Consider the following 12,793-nt stretch of genomic DNA (forward strand, 5'->3'; position numbering starts at 1 on the left):
GGAGCAGGATGCATATGGCAAAAGTTGCTTACTTATTCCCTGGCCAAGGGTCACAGGCTGTTGGCATGGGACGTGAAATTGCAGATTTATATGATTCAGCAAAGAATATTTATATGAAAGCAGATGAACAATTGAATGAGAGCCTGTCAGGTTTAATGTTTGAAGGACCGCAGGAAGAATTAACGAAAACAGTCAATGCCCAGCCGGCCTTGCTAACTGCAAGTGCGGCGATTATGAATGTCCTTAGAGAACATAATATTCATGCTGATTTTTTAGCAGGACACAGCCTTGGGGAATACTCCGCTTTAGTTGCTTCAGGTTCCATGAGCTTTGAGGATGCTGTTGTAACTGTGAGAAAACGCGGAGAATTAATGGAGCAGGCCGTGCCGAATGGAGAAGGAAAAATGGCAGCAGTCCTTGGCATGGACCGGGAAGACTTAAAAAGTATTACCGACCTCATCTCTGAACAGGGGGACCCGGTTCAGCTTGCAAACTTAAACTGCCCTGGCCAGATCGTTATTTCCGGTTCAAGTGCGGGTGTTGAAAAGGCTTCACTTCTTGCAAAAGAAAGAGGAGCAAAGAGATGTCTGCCTCTTCAGGTCAGCGGTCCTTTTCATTCGAGCCTGATGAAACCGGCAGCTAAAGAGTTTGAGGAAGTGATTTCCTCTGTGTCAGTCCAGAATGCGACGATCCCGGTCATTGCAAATGTAACAGCTGACGTTGAGCTTGACGGAGATAAAATAAAGAAATTATTAGTTGCTCAACTTTACTCCCCGGTATTATGGGAAGATACGATCAATAAGCTGATCAGCCTTGGAGTGGATACCTTTATTGAGGTTGGTCCGGGGAAGGTGTTATCGGGACTTGTAAAAAAAGTGGATAGACGCGCTAAGACCTTTCCGGTATATGATGAAGAAACATTGCAAACCGCATTAAACGCTTTAAAGGAGGTACAATAAATGAAGCTAGAAGGCAAAACAGCGCTTGTAACAGGTGCTTCAAGAGGCATTGGAAAAGAAATTGCGCTTGAACTTGCAAGAAACGGCGCAGATGTTGCCATTAATTTTAGCGGCAGCAAAGATAGAGCAGAACAGGTTGCCGCAGAAATATCAGAGCTTGGCAGAAAAGCTTTTGTTATCCAGGCAAATGTTGGGGAGGCCGATCAGGTCCAAAATATGATAAAGGAAACGTTATCTCATTTTGGCTCAATTGATATTCTGGTCAACAATGCAGGAGTAACAAGAGACAATTTATTGATGCGAATGAAAGATGACGAGTGGGATGAGGTTATCAATATCAATTTAAAAGGCGTCTTCCTAACAACCAAAGCTGTCACAAGAAGCATGATGAAACAGCGCAGCGGCAGAATTATAAACATATCCTCGATCGTAGGCGTCATGGGCAACCCGGGTCAATCGAATTATGTAGCTTCAAAAGCTGGTGTGATTGGTTTGACGAAAAGCACTGCTAAAGAGCTGTCCTCAAGAGGCATTACGGTAAATGCTGTAGCCCCTGGCTTTATTGAAACGGACATGACTGATAAACTGACTGAAGATATTCAAGTTGAAATGAAAAAGCAAATCCCTCTTGCACGTTTTGGCAGTCCTTCAGATATTGCAAAAGTAGTCTTGTTTTTGAGCAGTGACGACGCCTCATATATCACAGGTCAAACATTACATGTAGATGGCGGAATGGTCATGTAAATTTAAAAAAGCAGGAGTTTATTTACCGCCTGTTTTCAACTATAATGATTGAAGGGAGGTGACGAACATGGCAGAAGTTATGGATCGTGTAACAAAAATTATCGTTGACCGCTTAGGCGTTGATGAATCTGAAGTTAAGCTTGAAGCTTCATTTAAAGAAGATCTTGGTGCTGATTCACTTGATGTAGTAGAATTGGTAATGGAGCTTGAAGATGAATTTGATATGGTTATCTCTGATGAAGATGCAGAAAAGATCGGTACAGTTGGTGATGCAGTCAATTACATACAGGAAAAAATCTAAATGTAATGAAATCATCCCGCCAAGATGATCGTGTTTCGGCTATTTGATAGAAAACTTGGCATGAGAAATCATGCCAAGTTTTGTTTTATCTTGTTACCCATTAAATTATTGAGACAGAAATGGCAAGGTGAAGTCCCATGAATAAAACGAGAAAAGATCTGACTGCTGTGAAAAAATCAGAAGCGCGTTTTAAAACCTTTCAGCAGCAGCATGATATTAAATTTAATGATTTTAAACTCCTAATGAAAGCATTTACACATTCATCTTATGTGAATGAGCATCGAAGGAAGCCCTATGAGGATAATGAACGCTTGGAGTTTTTGGGAGACGCTGTACTTGAATTAACCGTTTCTCATTATTTATTCGAGCGATTTCCTGCAATGAGCGAAGGGGAAATGACAAAGCTTCGAGCAGCTATTGTATGTGAGCCCTCTCTTGTCATATTTGCTAATGAACTTAACTTTGGCGAATTAATCCTGCTTGGAAAAGGGGAGGAACAGACAGGCGGCAGAATGAGACCCGCACTGCTTGCTGATGTGTTCGAAGCATTTATAGGCGCCCTTTATCTGGATCAGGGATTAGAACCGGTTAAGATGATATTGGAGAAAGTGGTCTTTCCTAAAGTAAATACAGGTGCTTTTTCGCATGTGATGGATTATAAAAGCCAGCTTCAGGAGTTTATTCAGCGTCACCACTCTGGAGCATTAAGTTATGAAATATTAAAAGAAAAAGGGCCTGCCCATAACCGTGAATTTATTTCCCGAGTTCTTCTTGGGGAAAAAGAGCTGGGTACTGGTTCAGGCCGATCGAAAAAAGAAGCCGAGCAGCATGCAGCTCAAAAAGCACTGGAATACCTAAAAAATAAGCCGGACGAGCAGCAGGTGAACACATAATGTTTTTAAAAAGACTGGACATTGTTGGATTTAAATCGTTTGCAGAGAAAATATCGATAGACTTTGTTCCCGGCGTAACTGCCGTAGTCGGACCGAATGGCAGTGGAAAAAGCAATATTACAGATGCTATACGCTGGGTTTTAGGGGAGCAGTCCGCGAAATCATTGCGCGGAGGAAAAATGGAAGATATTATTTTTGCAGGAAGTGATTCAAGAAAACCTGTAAATCTTGCTGAGGTGACGCTGACACTCGATAACGAGGACCAGGCGTTGCCTCTTGAGTATGCAGAAGTGAGCGTAACCCGGAGAGTTTACCGCTCTGGAGACAGTGAATATTTATTGAATAAACAGCCGTGCCGTTTGAAAGATATCATTGATTTATTCATTGATTCCGGTTTAGGAAAAGAGGCATTTTCCATCATCGGGCAGGGCAGAGTTGAACAAATTTTAAACAGCAAGCCAGACGAGCGCAGAGTAATTATTGAAGAGGCAGCAGGCGTTCTAAAATATAAAAATCGCAGGAAAAAAGCAGACATTCGTTTAATCGAAACGCAGGAAAATCTGTACCGTGTCCAGGATATATTACACGAATTGGAAGGGCAGGTGGAACCTCTTAAGGTACAGGCGTCACTTGCAAAAGAATTTCTGGAAAAAAAAGAGGAACTTAAACAAACAGAGGTAGCCCTTTTTGTACATGATATAGAATCTATGAATGAAGAGTGGGAAAGAAGCAAAGGGAATTACAAAAACATTCAGGCGCAGGAAGAGCAGAAAGAAGCAAAGATAAAGGAACAGGAAGAAATTCTCTCTTCTAAACGATTGCTGCTTGCAAAGTACGACTCGGAGCTTGATGAATATCAAAAAACATTGTTGACGATCACCGAGGAAGCAGAGCAGCTCGAAGGCCGAAGGCAGGTACTCCTGGAAAGGAAAAAAAATACTGCCCAAAATGAAGAACAGATGAAAAAAACGCTTGAGGAATTAAATGAGCAAATCAAGCAGACTAAACGATCCCTGGCTGAAAATGAAAATAGAGCTGAAAAATGCGCTATAAGAACAGCAGAACTTCAAAAAGAGGTCGACATCCTTCAAGCTTCTGCTGACAGCCTGGAAATAAATATTGAAGAACAGCTTGAGAACGTGAAAGACGAATACTTCGATGCATTGAATGAAAAAACATCAATTAATAATGAACTTAGCTATGCTGATCAGCAGCTTGAACAGCAGGCAAAACGAGCCAGCAAATTGCATGATCAAAATGCTCATTTTATCAGCGAAAGAAAGGATAAACTTCAGCAAAGAGAAACGACTGCGAAGAGGATCTCAGAAGTCGCTGATGAAATACAGCAAACACGTGATCAGTTTAAAAAAACACATGAAGTTCGCAGCCGATTCGCAAAAGAGTATGAAGAGATGGAAAAAAATCTTTATAAAGCCTATCAATATGTTAGTGAAGCCAAGTCAAGAAAAAATATGCTTGAGACCATGGAAGGTGACTTTTCAGGGTTTTTTCAAGGTGTAAAAGAAATCCTGAAAGCACGAAAAAATAAACTCCACGGAATTGAAGGAGCAGTTGCAGAAATCATTTCCGTAGACAAACAACATGAATTGGCTATTGAAACAGCATTAGGCGGTTCAATGCAAAGTATTGTGACAACAGATGAAAAAAACGCAAGAGCAGCTATTCAGTATTTAAAACAAAACCGCTTTGGACGTGCGACCTTTCTTCCATTATCGGTAATTAAATCAAAATCAATTGCCTCTCATCAGGCAGACGTTCTTAAAACGCACGGCAGCTTTATCGGAGTAGCTTCCTCTCTTGTAACGTCCGACAGCAAGTACTCGCTGGTTGTTGAAAACCTGCTTGGAACGGTCTTAATTGTGAAAGATCTTAAAGGTGCAAACGAGCTTGCTGCCAAACTTCAGCATCGGTTCCGCTTCGTCACAATTGAAGGCGATGTCGTAAACCCTGGAGGTTCTATGACTGGCGGAGCTCAATCCAAAAAAGGCGCATCGATCTTATCCCGTAAAAATGAGCTGGATGAACTAACAGATCAAATACCTGCTATGGAAGAGACAGCAGCCCGGTTAGAGATGAAACTTAAAGAAACAAAGAGCCAATTAAGTGAAAAAGATCACCAAATTGAGCTTTTAAGAACAAAAGGCGAGTCTTTAAGAATAAAAGAGTCCGAATTAAAGTCGAGTCTCAGAGAAACAGAAGTGTTTCTGGAAAGATCCGACAGGGAGCTTTCCATGTATGACCTTGAAATGGGAGAGTTTAAAGATTATACAGATGAAATGAAGGAGAAGAAAAAGACTTTAAACATCAGACTGGTTACGATCGAAGAGACCCTATCCTTATTGACAGACTCCATGAAAGAATTAACGGAGAAAAAAGATAGACAGCGCACGTCAAAAGAAGACATTACTCAAAAATTGTCTGCTTCAAAATCGGATCTGGCTGTATCAAGGGAACAGCAGCAGCAAATCATCCGTGAAAAAGATGGGCTCAAAACAGCTCTCAATCAATTGAAAAAACGAAGCACATCTTTGAAAGAAGACATGCTCTGGATTGCAGACGAAGCTACAAACGGCGAGGATCAATCCGAAACATTAAAGCGAACGATCGACTTAAAGCAGCAGAAGAGAGAAGAAATTCTGTCGCTGATTGACAAGACGAAGCAAACGCGTACATTCCTGAAGGAAGAAATGGAACAGGTCACACGTTCGTTAAAAGAATTTTCCAGAGGGCTAAAAGGGCTGCAAGATGGACTGAAGGATGAAGTAATTCGCATCAACCGGCTTGAAGTGGAAATCGACTCACGCTTAAATCGACTTCAAGAGGAGTATGAGCTTACGTTTGCCGCAGCAAAAGAGCTTTATCAGATGACATTGTCTGCTGATGATGCCAGAAGACAGGTCAAATTGATCAAAATGTCCATAGATGAGCTTGGGAATGTTAATCTTGGTGCGATAGATGAGTATGACAGAATATCAGAGCGATATGAATTTCTCCTTGAACAGCAGGAGGACTTATTAGAGGCAAAAAGAAATTTACAGGAAATAATTGAAGAAATGGACGAAGAAATGGCGCGCCGGTTTGGACAAACCTTTAATCAAGTGAAAGGTCATTTTTCCGAGGTATTTAAGGAATTATTTGGAGGAGGGCGAGCGGAACTGAAATTAACAGATCCGAACGACCTGCTCCACTCAGGGGTCGACATTGTCGCACAGCCGCCTGGGAAAAAACTTCAAAATCTTGGCTTAATGTCCGGAGGAGAAAGAGCATTGACAGCCATCGCCCTATTATTTGCGATATTAAAAGTTCGTCCTGTGCCGTTTTGCATACTTGATGAAGTCGAAGCAGCCCTGGATGAAGCGAATGTACACCGGTTCAGTCAATATCTCCACCGCTTCAGTGAGCAGTCGCAATTTATCGTCATTACTCACCGCAAAGGGACGATGGAGGGTGCAGATGTTCTTTATGGCGTTACGATGCAGGAATCCGGAGTATCCAAATTAGTTTCTGTCCGACTTGAAGAACAGAATCCAGTTAAATCATTTTCCTAAAAAGGAGAGAAAATAATGAGCTTCTTTAAAAAAATTAAAGATAAGCTAACTCAGTCACAGGATAATATGTCAGATAAATTCCGTGAAGGTCTTACCAAAACACGGGATAATTTCACAACAAAAATGAATGATCTGGTAGCCAGATACAGAACGGTTGACGAGGATTTCTTTGAAGAACTTGAAGAAATCTTATTCCAGGCTGACGTAGGATTTGAAACAGTTGTTAAGCTGATCGAAGAACTGAAAATGGAAGTACGCAGACAAAATATTAAAGATACGAAGGATATCCGTGGAGTTATTTCACAAAAGCTGGTGGAAATTTATCAGGGAGAAGACCAAGATACGGATGCTCTGCTTCACCTTCAGGAAGAGGACCTGACTGTCATCTTATTTGTAGGCGTAAATGGAGTAGGAAAAACGACTACAATCGGAAAACTTGCTCACCAATTTAAAGAGGACGGTAAAAAAGTTATGCTCGCAGCCGGTGATACATTCCGTGCAGGCGCCATTGAACAGCTTGAAGTTTGGGGAAACCGTGTGGGAGTAGATGTGGTTAAGCACGGAGAAGGGTCAGATCCGGCAGCTGTGATGTATGATGCTGTTCAGTCAGCAAAAGCAAAAAAAGCGGATGTCTTAATTTGTGATACAGCAGGAAGACTTCAAAACAAAGTGAATCTTATGAAGGAATTAGAAAAAGTGAAAAAAGTAATTGAGCGGGAGATTCCAGGTGCGCCCCATGAAGTGCTCCTGGCACTAGATGCAACAACCGGTCAAAACGCATTAACACAGGCAAAAATATTTAAGGAAGCAACAAACGTTTCCGGAATTGTACTGACCAAGCTTGATGGTACTGCAAAAGGGGGTATCGTTCTTGCCATCAAGCAGGAGCTTGGCATACCAGTTAAATTTGTGGGTCTGGGAGAAAAAATGGATGACTTGCAGCCTTTTGATGCTGAAAAATACGTTTATGGATTATTTGCAGATTTAATCGAGGATGAACAGGATCACTCAGACGTGTAAATGATTTGCCTGTCCAGTACTTGACACAGAGGAATAGAGTCGGTATGATTTTAGTGTAAAGGCTTTTCACTTAACAAAGGGAGGGCGAAGGATGCTTGCTAAAACGACCCGTGTAAATTTTTTATTTGATTTTTATCAGATGTTGTTAACAGCAAAGCAGCGCAGTTATATGTCCCTTTATTATCTCGATGACTACTCTCTTGGAGAAATCGCAGATGAATATGACGTGAGCAGACAGGCTGTCTATGATAATATTCGGAGGACAGAAGCAATGCTCGAGGAATATGAGTCCAAGCTTCTGCTTTTTGAAAAATTTCAAAAACGAGCAAAAATGATCGATCAATTACGGGAAGCTGCAGGAGAAAAACCGGCAGATACATCTACTTTGCTTTCGATTGTTGATTCACTCGAGAAACTGGAATAGGGGGCGGCACGATAATGGCATTTGAAGGATTAGCCGACCGGCTGCAGGGCTCCATACAGAAAATCCGCGGAAAAGGAAAAGTAAATGAAGCGGATGTCAAAGAAATGATGAGAGAAGTCCGTCTCGCACTTTTGGAGGCTGATGTTAACTTTAAGGTTGTAAAAACCTTTGTAAAAAAAGTCAGTGAGCGGGCAGTAGGTCAGGAAGTAATGCAAAGCCTGACACCTGGACAGCAGGTAATTAAAGTGGTTAAGGACGAGTTAACGGAACTTATGGGCGGAGAGCAAAGCCATATTGCTGTGGCGAAAAGGCCGCCAACCGTTATTATGATGGTCGGGCTTCAAGGGGCAGGTAAAACAACGACTGCTGGAAAATTGGCCAGCCTTTTGCGAAAAAAACATAATCGTAAACCTTTGCTCGTAGCTGCTGACATTTATCGACCAGCTGCTATTAAACAGCTTGAAACGATTGGGAAACAGCTGGATCTTCCTGTCTTTTCGATGGGGGATCAGGTGAGTCCGGTTGAAATTGCGAAGGCGGGCATAGCCAAAGCCAAAGAAGAACATCAGGACTATGTTTTGATTGATACTGCGGGCAGACTTCATATTGATGAAGACCTTATGGATGAATTAAAGCAGATTAAAGAACTGTCATCACCAGAAGAAATTTTTCTTGTGGTTGATGCAATGACCGGTCAGGATGCGGTTAATGTTGCGAAGAATTTTGACGACGCACTTGGTGTAACAGGTGTTGTTTTAACCAAGCTTGATGGAGATACGCGAGGCGGTGCTGCATTATCCATCCGTTCTGTAACCGAAAAACCGATTAAATTTGTTGGTATGGGGGAAAAGATGGATGCTTTAGAGGCATTTCACCCCGAACGTATGGCTTCAAGAATTCTTGGAATGGGCGATATGCTGTCCCTGATTGAAAAAGCACAGACAAATGTAGACGAAGAAAAAGCAAAAGAAATGGAGAAAAAACTCCGAACGGCTTCGTTTACGCTTGACGACTTTTTAGAGCAGCTGGGGCAGGTAAAGCAAATGGGTCCGCTTGATGAATTAATCAAGATGATTCCCGGAGCCAACAAGATGAAGGGCATTGACAATCTTCAGGTTGATGAAAAGCAGCTCGGGCACGTGGAAGCCATTATTAAATCCATGACAATGAAGGAAAAAGAACAGCCCGAAGTCATTAACGCCAGCCGCAGAAAACGGATTGCTAAAGGAAGCGGAAGAACGATCCAGGAAGTAAACCGCCTTCTAAAACAATTTGAAGATATGAAAAAAATGATGAAGCAGATGACCAACTCCCAGCAAAAAGGGAAAAAACGCGGCGGTTTTAACTTTCCGTTTATGCAATAATCACTTTTTTTATAAAAAAATTAGTGTGTTAAGAAAAAAGACTTTACAAAGAAACAAACCCTTGATATTATACTATCTTGTGTGAAACTATTCGGAGGTGCAATTAAAATGGCAGTAAAAATTCGTTTAAAGCGTATGGGAGCTAACAAAAACCCATTCTATCGTATCGTAGTAGCAGATTCTCGTTCACCACGTGATGGACGTTTCATTGAAACAGTTGGAACGTACAACCCGGTTGCAAACCCAGCAATCGTTGACCTTAAAGAAGACTTGATTCTTAAGTGGATGAACAACGGTGCTAAGCCGTCTGATACAGTACGCAACCTATTATCAAATGAAGGCATTATGGAAAAATTCCATAACGCTAAGCACGGCAAGTAAGAGACTGTATGAAAGAGCTTATCGAAACGATTGTCAAGCCACTTGTAGCTCACCCGGAGTCGGTAAGGATTGAAAAAGATGAAACAGACCGTTTGATCACCTTCAGGCTCTTCGTTCACAAGAACGATATGGGAAAAGTCATTGGCAAGCAAGGCAGAGTTGCGAAAGCTATACGTACAGTCGCTTTTGCTGGTGTGCCTGCACATCAGCAAAAGCGAACCGTCATTGAAATAGTGGATCAATAAAAGGGAGGCTCCGTCCTCCCTTTTTCCATATAGAGATTTGTTAGGGGGAAAATAATCATGCAAGTTACACAAAAAACGATTATAAAGGAAATAATGACAAACTCATCTAAATCCCGACTCAAACAAACATTAAATGAAAAAATTAAACGGGCGGAAAAAGAAATGGACCAGCTTGTTTTTCAGCAAAAAAAGCTTGAAAAACAATTTGAACAATCTTCAGAAGCCGTTAAACAAAAAATTCAGCAGGAAATTAATAAAAGAAAGCAGCTTGTCCGCTCGATAAATACTCAGTTAAAATCAATTGAAGAAACACCGCTTGGAACAGAGTATACTTTGATGGAAACAGACACCGTCGTTGAACTGCATGAGGGCAGTATATGGCATCCTGAACAAAAGCCGGTCATTGTTCTTGAGGACGGCATGGTGAAAGAGATACGGCAGAGGTGGTAAAATGACAACATGGTTTAATGTAGGTAAAATTGTTAATACGCATGGCATACGCGGTGAAGTGCGTGTCATTTCCAGAACGGACTTCCCGGATGAGCGCTATGTGCCTGGAAACGTTCTTTTTTTGTTTAAAGATGGGCAGCAGGATGCAAAAGAACTGATCATTAAGTCACACAGAAAGCATAAAAACTTTGATCTCCTCACATTTGAAGGCTTTGATAATGTGAATGAAGTCGAGCCTTTTAAAGAAGGTATGCTGAAAATCTCTGAGGACCAATTAACCTCACTGGATGAAAATGAATTTTACTATCACGAGATTGTGGGCTGCCATGTATGGACAGACGAACAGGTAGAACTTGGCGTCATAAAAGAGATTCTGTCACCTGGAGCCAATGATGTGTGGGTGGTTCAGACTCATGAGGGAAAAGAACTGTTAATCCCTTATATCGAATCCGTCGTAAAAAAAGTTGATGTCTCTTCCAAGCAAGTTATTATAACCGTTATGGAGGGTTTGCTGGAATGAAGATAGATGTATTGTCTCTGTTTCCGGCAATGTTTGAAGGTGTTTTCGGAGAGTCGATCTTAAAAAAGGCGCAGGAAAAAGAAGCTGTGAGTTTCAATGTGATTGATTTCAGAGAATTCTCCCCTCATAAGCAAAAATCTGTTGATGACTACCCTTATGGCGGAGGAGCAGGAATGGTCCTTAAACCGGAACCTGTTTTTGAAGCAGTCGACGCCATTACAACATCCAATACTGAAAAACCAAGAGTGATCCTGATGTGTCCTCAGGGAGAAAGATTTACCCAGAGGAAAGCGGAAGAACTTTCGACTGAATCGCATCTGGTTTTTATATGTGGTCATTATGAGGGGTATGATGAGCGGATCCGTGAGCATCTCGTAACGGACGAAATTTCAATAGGAGACTTTGTTTTGACAGGAGGAGAGCTCGGTGCCATGGTCGCGATCGACAGCATTGTCCGTCTTCTTCCGGAAGTGCTTGGAAATGCAGAGTCTGCAGCAAAAGATTCGTTTTCAAGCGGCCTTCTTGAACACCCTCATTATACACGTCCTGCTGCTTACAGAGGTCTTGAAGTCCCTGCAGTTTTAACCTCAGGAAATCACGCGAATATAGAAGAGTGGCGAAAGAAGGAATCCCTAAGAAGAACCTGGGAACGGAGACCTGATTTGCTTAAAGAAATCAATTTGGATTCACAGCAGCAGGAATGGCTTCATCATTTTGAAAAAGATAAAAAGAATGTTGATTGAATATCCTCACTGTGGTATTATAGATTTTGTGCCAAGTTTACTGAAGTAAACAGGCCATTGAAAACGGTGTTCCGCTGCAAACGCAATAGAGGCAAGAGCATCTGTTGGAAGGAGTTGAAATCGATGCATAACTTAATTCAAGAAATTACTCAAGAGCAGCTGCGTTCGGATCTTCCGTCATTTAAGCCTGGTGATACTGTTAAAGTACACGTTAAGGTTGTTGAGGGAACCCGTGAGCGTATTCAGGTGTATGAGGGTGTTGTGATTAAACGCCGTGGTGGTGGTGTCAGTGAAACATTTACAGTTCGTAAGATCTCTTACGGCGTAGGTGTTGAGCGTACATTCCCGGTACACACGCCTAAAATTGCCCAGCTTGAGGTTGTGCGTCGCGGTAAAGTTCGCCGTGCGAAACTTTACTACCTACGCAATCTGCGTGGTAAAGCGGCCCGCATTAAAGAAATTCGATAATGGTTTTTTAAAAAGGAGCTTGCTTTTGCGAGCTTCTTTTTTTTTTGAGTCTCATGATTAAAAGCATAATTGCATCAGATTCATTTTCTCAATTATGCTACAATATAAAAGCAGGATTTAGATTATTATAAGTACGGAGGGTGAACGTTGAACGGAAAAAATGAGTGGTGGGAATGGGCAAAAGCGTTGCTGATTGCAGTTGCCGTTGCTGGTGTAATTCGCTTCTTTTTATTTACCCCAATTGTTGTAGAAGGTCTTTCTATGATGCCGACGCTGCATGACGGAAATCGAATGATTGTAAACAAATTCAGCTATTCAATTTCTCAGCCATCCCGTTTTGACGTGATCGTTTTTCATACAACTGAAAACTCTGATTATATAAAGAGAGTCATTGGTTTACCTGGTGACGAAATAGTCTATAAAAATGATCAGCTTTATATTAATGAGGAACCCATAGACGAACCATTTCTTGAGAATTATAAACGTGAACTTAATGGGGAGATCTTAACTGGAGACTTCACATTAGAGGAATTGACTGGAGAACAAAAAGTCCCGCCGGGGGAAATTTTTGTTCTGGGAGATAATAGACGATACAGCAAGGACAGCAGACATATCGGAACTGTAGAGATGGATGAAGTTATGGGAACCACGAACATTGTTTTTTGGCCATTGAATGACATGGGTATGGTAAACGAAAGTGAAAAAAATTAAA

The 12,793-nt window shown here is 41.6% G+C and carries 15 protein-coding genes; all 15 read left to right on the forward strand.

All coding sequences use genetic code 11. The features are described from left to right. The first annotated feature begins 14 nt into the window (after positions 1-14). A complete protein-coding gene (gene fabD / locus P6709_RS00760; RefSeq protein ID WP_278238971.1) occupies positions 15-959 on the forward strand; it encodes an ACP S-malonyltransferase in 945 nt (314 codons plus the stop codon). Continuing rightward, positions 960-1,703, forward strand: a complete 744-nt coding sequence (gene fabG / locus P6709_RS00765; protein ID WP_278238972.1) for a 3-oxoacyl-[acyl-carrier-protein] reductase — start codon at positions 960-962, stop codon at positions 1,701-1,703. It abuts the gene before it with no gap. Positions 1,704-1,770: 67 nt separating this feature from the next. Further along, on the forward strand, positions 1,771-2,004 hold the full coding sequence (gene acpP, locus P6709_RS00770; RefSeq protein WP_278238973.1) for an acyl carrier protein: 234 nt from the start codon (positions 1,771-1,773) through the stop codon (positions 2,002-2,004). A gap of 137 nt (positions 2,005-2,141) precedes the next feature. Further along, positions 2,142-2,897 carry a ribonuclease III gene (rnc, locus tag P6709_RS00775; RefSeq protein WP_278238974.1) on the forward strand — a complete coding sequence of 252 codons (756 nt, stop codon included), beginning with the start codon at positions 2,142-2,144 and terminating at the stop codon, positions 2,895-2,897. Continuing rightward, positions 2,897-6,466 (forward strand): chromosome segregation protein SMC, encoded by a 3,570-nt coding sequence (smc, locus tag P6709_RS00780; protein WP_278238975.1) that lies wholly within the window; start codon positions 2,897-2,899, stop codon positions 6,464-6,466. The genes rnc and smc overlap by 1 nt, the downstream gene beginning before the upstream one ends. A 15-nt stretch (positions 6,467-6,481) precedes the next feature. Next, the gene (gene ftsY, locus P6709_RS00785) at positions 6,482-7,486 is read left to right on the forward strand and encodes a signal recognition particle-docking protein FtsY (protein ID WP_278238976.1); all 1,005 of its coding nucleotides are present in this window, start codon (positions 6,482-6,484) and stop codon (positions 7,484-7,486) included. Positions 7,487-7,577: 91 nt separating this feature from the next. Then, positions 7,578-7,910 carry a putative DNA-binding protein gene (locus P6709_RS00790; RefSeq protein WP_278238977.1) on the forward strand — a complete coding sequence of 111 codons (333 nt, stop codon included), beginning with the start codon at positions 7,578-7,580 and terminating at the stop codon, positions 7,908-7,910. A gap of 14 nt (positions 7,911-7,924) precedes the next feature. Beyond that, complete coding sequence (ffh, locus tag P6709_RS00795; RefSeq protein ID WP_278238978.1) at positions 7,925-9,274, forward strand: signal recognition particle protein; 1,350 nt, start codon at positions 7,925-7,927, stop codon at positions 9,272-9,274. A gap of 108 nt (positions 9,275-9,382) precedes the next feature. Further along, positions 9,383-9,655, forward strand: coding sequence for a 30S ribosomal protein S16 (gene rpsP / locus P6709_RS00800; RefSeq protein WP_104056010.1), 273 nt, complete (start codon positions 9,383-9,385; stop codon positions 9,653-9,655). 8 nt (positions 9,656-9,663) lie between these two features. Further along, on the forward strand, positions 9,664-9,900 hold the full coding sequence (locus P6709_RS00805) for a KH domain-containing protein (protein ID WP_278238979.1): 237 nt from the start codon (positions 9,664-9,666) through the stop codon (positions 9,898-9,900). A gap of 57 nt (positions 9,901-9,957) precedes the next feature. Beyond that, positions 9,958-10,350 carry a YlqD family protein gene (locus P6709_RS00810; protein ID WP_278238980.1) on the forward strand — a complete coding sequence of 131 codons (393 nt, stop codon included), beginning with the start codon at positions 9,958-9,960 and terminating at the stop codon, positions 10,348-10,350. Between the two features lies 1 nt (position 10,351). Continuing rightward, positions 10,352-10,870 (forward strand): ribosome maturation factor RimM, encoded by a 519-nt coding sequence (gene rimM, locus P6709_RS00815; RefSeq protein WP_278238981.1) that lies wholly within the window; start codon positions 10,352-10,354, stop codon positions 10,868-10,870. Then, positions 10,867-11,613, forward strand: coding sequence for a tRNA (guanosine(37)-N1)-methyltransferase TrmD (gene trmD, locus P6709_RS00820; protein WP_278238982.1), 747 nt, complete (start codon positions 10,867-10,869; stop codon positions 11,611-11,613). The genes rimM and trmD overlap by 4 nt, the downstream gene beginning before the upstream one ends. 123 nt (positions 11,614-11,736) lie before the next feature. Beyond that, complete coding sequence (rplS, locus tag P6709_RS00825; RefSeq protein WP_278238983.1) at positions 11,737-12,081, forward strand: 50S ribosomal protein L19; 345 nt, start codon at positions 11,737-11,739, stop codon at positions 12,079-12,081. Positions 12,082-12,228: 147 nt separating this feature from the next. Further along, the gene (gene lepB / locus P6709_RS00830; protein ID WP_278238984.1) at positions 12,229-12,792 is read left to right on the forward strand and encodes a signal peptidase I; all 564 of its coding nucleotides are present in this window, start codon (positions 12,229-12,231) and stop codon (positions 12,790-12,792) included. The last annotated feature ends 1 nt before the right edge of the window (position 12,793 follow it).

Source organism: Jeotgalibacillus sp. ET6 (assembly GCF_029667115.1).
Classification (GTDB): domain Bacteria; phylum Bacillota; class Bacilli; order Bacillales; family Jeotgalibacillaceae; genus Jeotgalibacillus.

Coding starts and splice junctions, on each gene's coding strand:
- P6709_RS00810 (WP_278238980.1), top strand. CDS start 9,958: ATGCAAGTTACACAAAAAACGATTATAAAGGAAATAATGACAAACTCA.
- ffh (WP_278238978.1), top strand. CDS start 7,925: ATGGCATTTGAAGGATTAGCCGACCGGCTGCAGGGCTCCATACAGAAA.
- P6709_RS00805 (WP_278238979.1), top strand. CDS start 9,664: ATGAAAGAGCTTATCGAAACGATTGTCAAGCCACTTGTAGCTCACCCG.
- rnc (WP_278238974.1), top strand. CDS start 2,142: ATGAATAAAACGAGAAAAGATCTGACTGCTGTGAAAAAATCAGAAGCG.
- ftsY (WP_278238976.1), top strand. CDS start 6,482: ATGAGCTTCTTTAAAAAAATTAAAGATAAGCTAACTCAGTCACAGGAT.
- P6709_RS00790 (WP_278238977.1), top strand. CDS start 7,578: ATGCTTGCTAAAACGACCCGTGTAAATTTTTTATTTGATTTTTATCAG.
- fabG (WP_278238972.1), top strand. CDS start 960: ATGAAGCTAGAAGGCAAAACAGCGCTTGTAACAGGTGCTTCAAGAGGC.
- rpsP (WP_104056010.1), top strand. CDS start 9,383: ATGGCAGTAAAAATTCGTTTAAAGCGTATGGGAGCTAACAAAAACCCA.
- acpP (WP_278238973.1), top strand. CDS start 1,771: ATGGCAGAAGTTATGGATCGTGTAACAAAAATTATCGTTGACCGCTTA.
- rplS (WP_278238983.1), top strand. CDS start 11,737: ATGCATAACTTAATTCAAGAAATTACTCAAGAGCAGCTGCGTTCGGAT.
- smc (WP_278238975.1), top strand. CDS start 2,897: ATGTTTTTAAAAAGACTGGACATTGTTGGATTTAAATCGTTTGCAGAG.
- rimM (WP_278238981.1), top strand. CDS start 10,352: ATGACAACATGGTTTAATGTAGGTAAAATTGTTAATACGCATGGCATA.
- trmD (WP_278238982.1), top strand. CDS start 10,867: ATGAAGATAGATGTATTGTCTCTGTTTCCGGCAATGTTTGAAGGTGTT.
- fabD (WP_278238971.1), top strand. CDS start 15: ATGGCAAAAGTTGCTTACTTATTCCCTGGCCAAGGGTCACAGGCTGTT.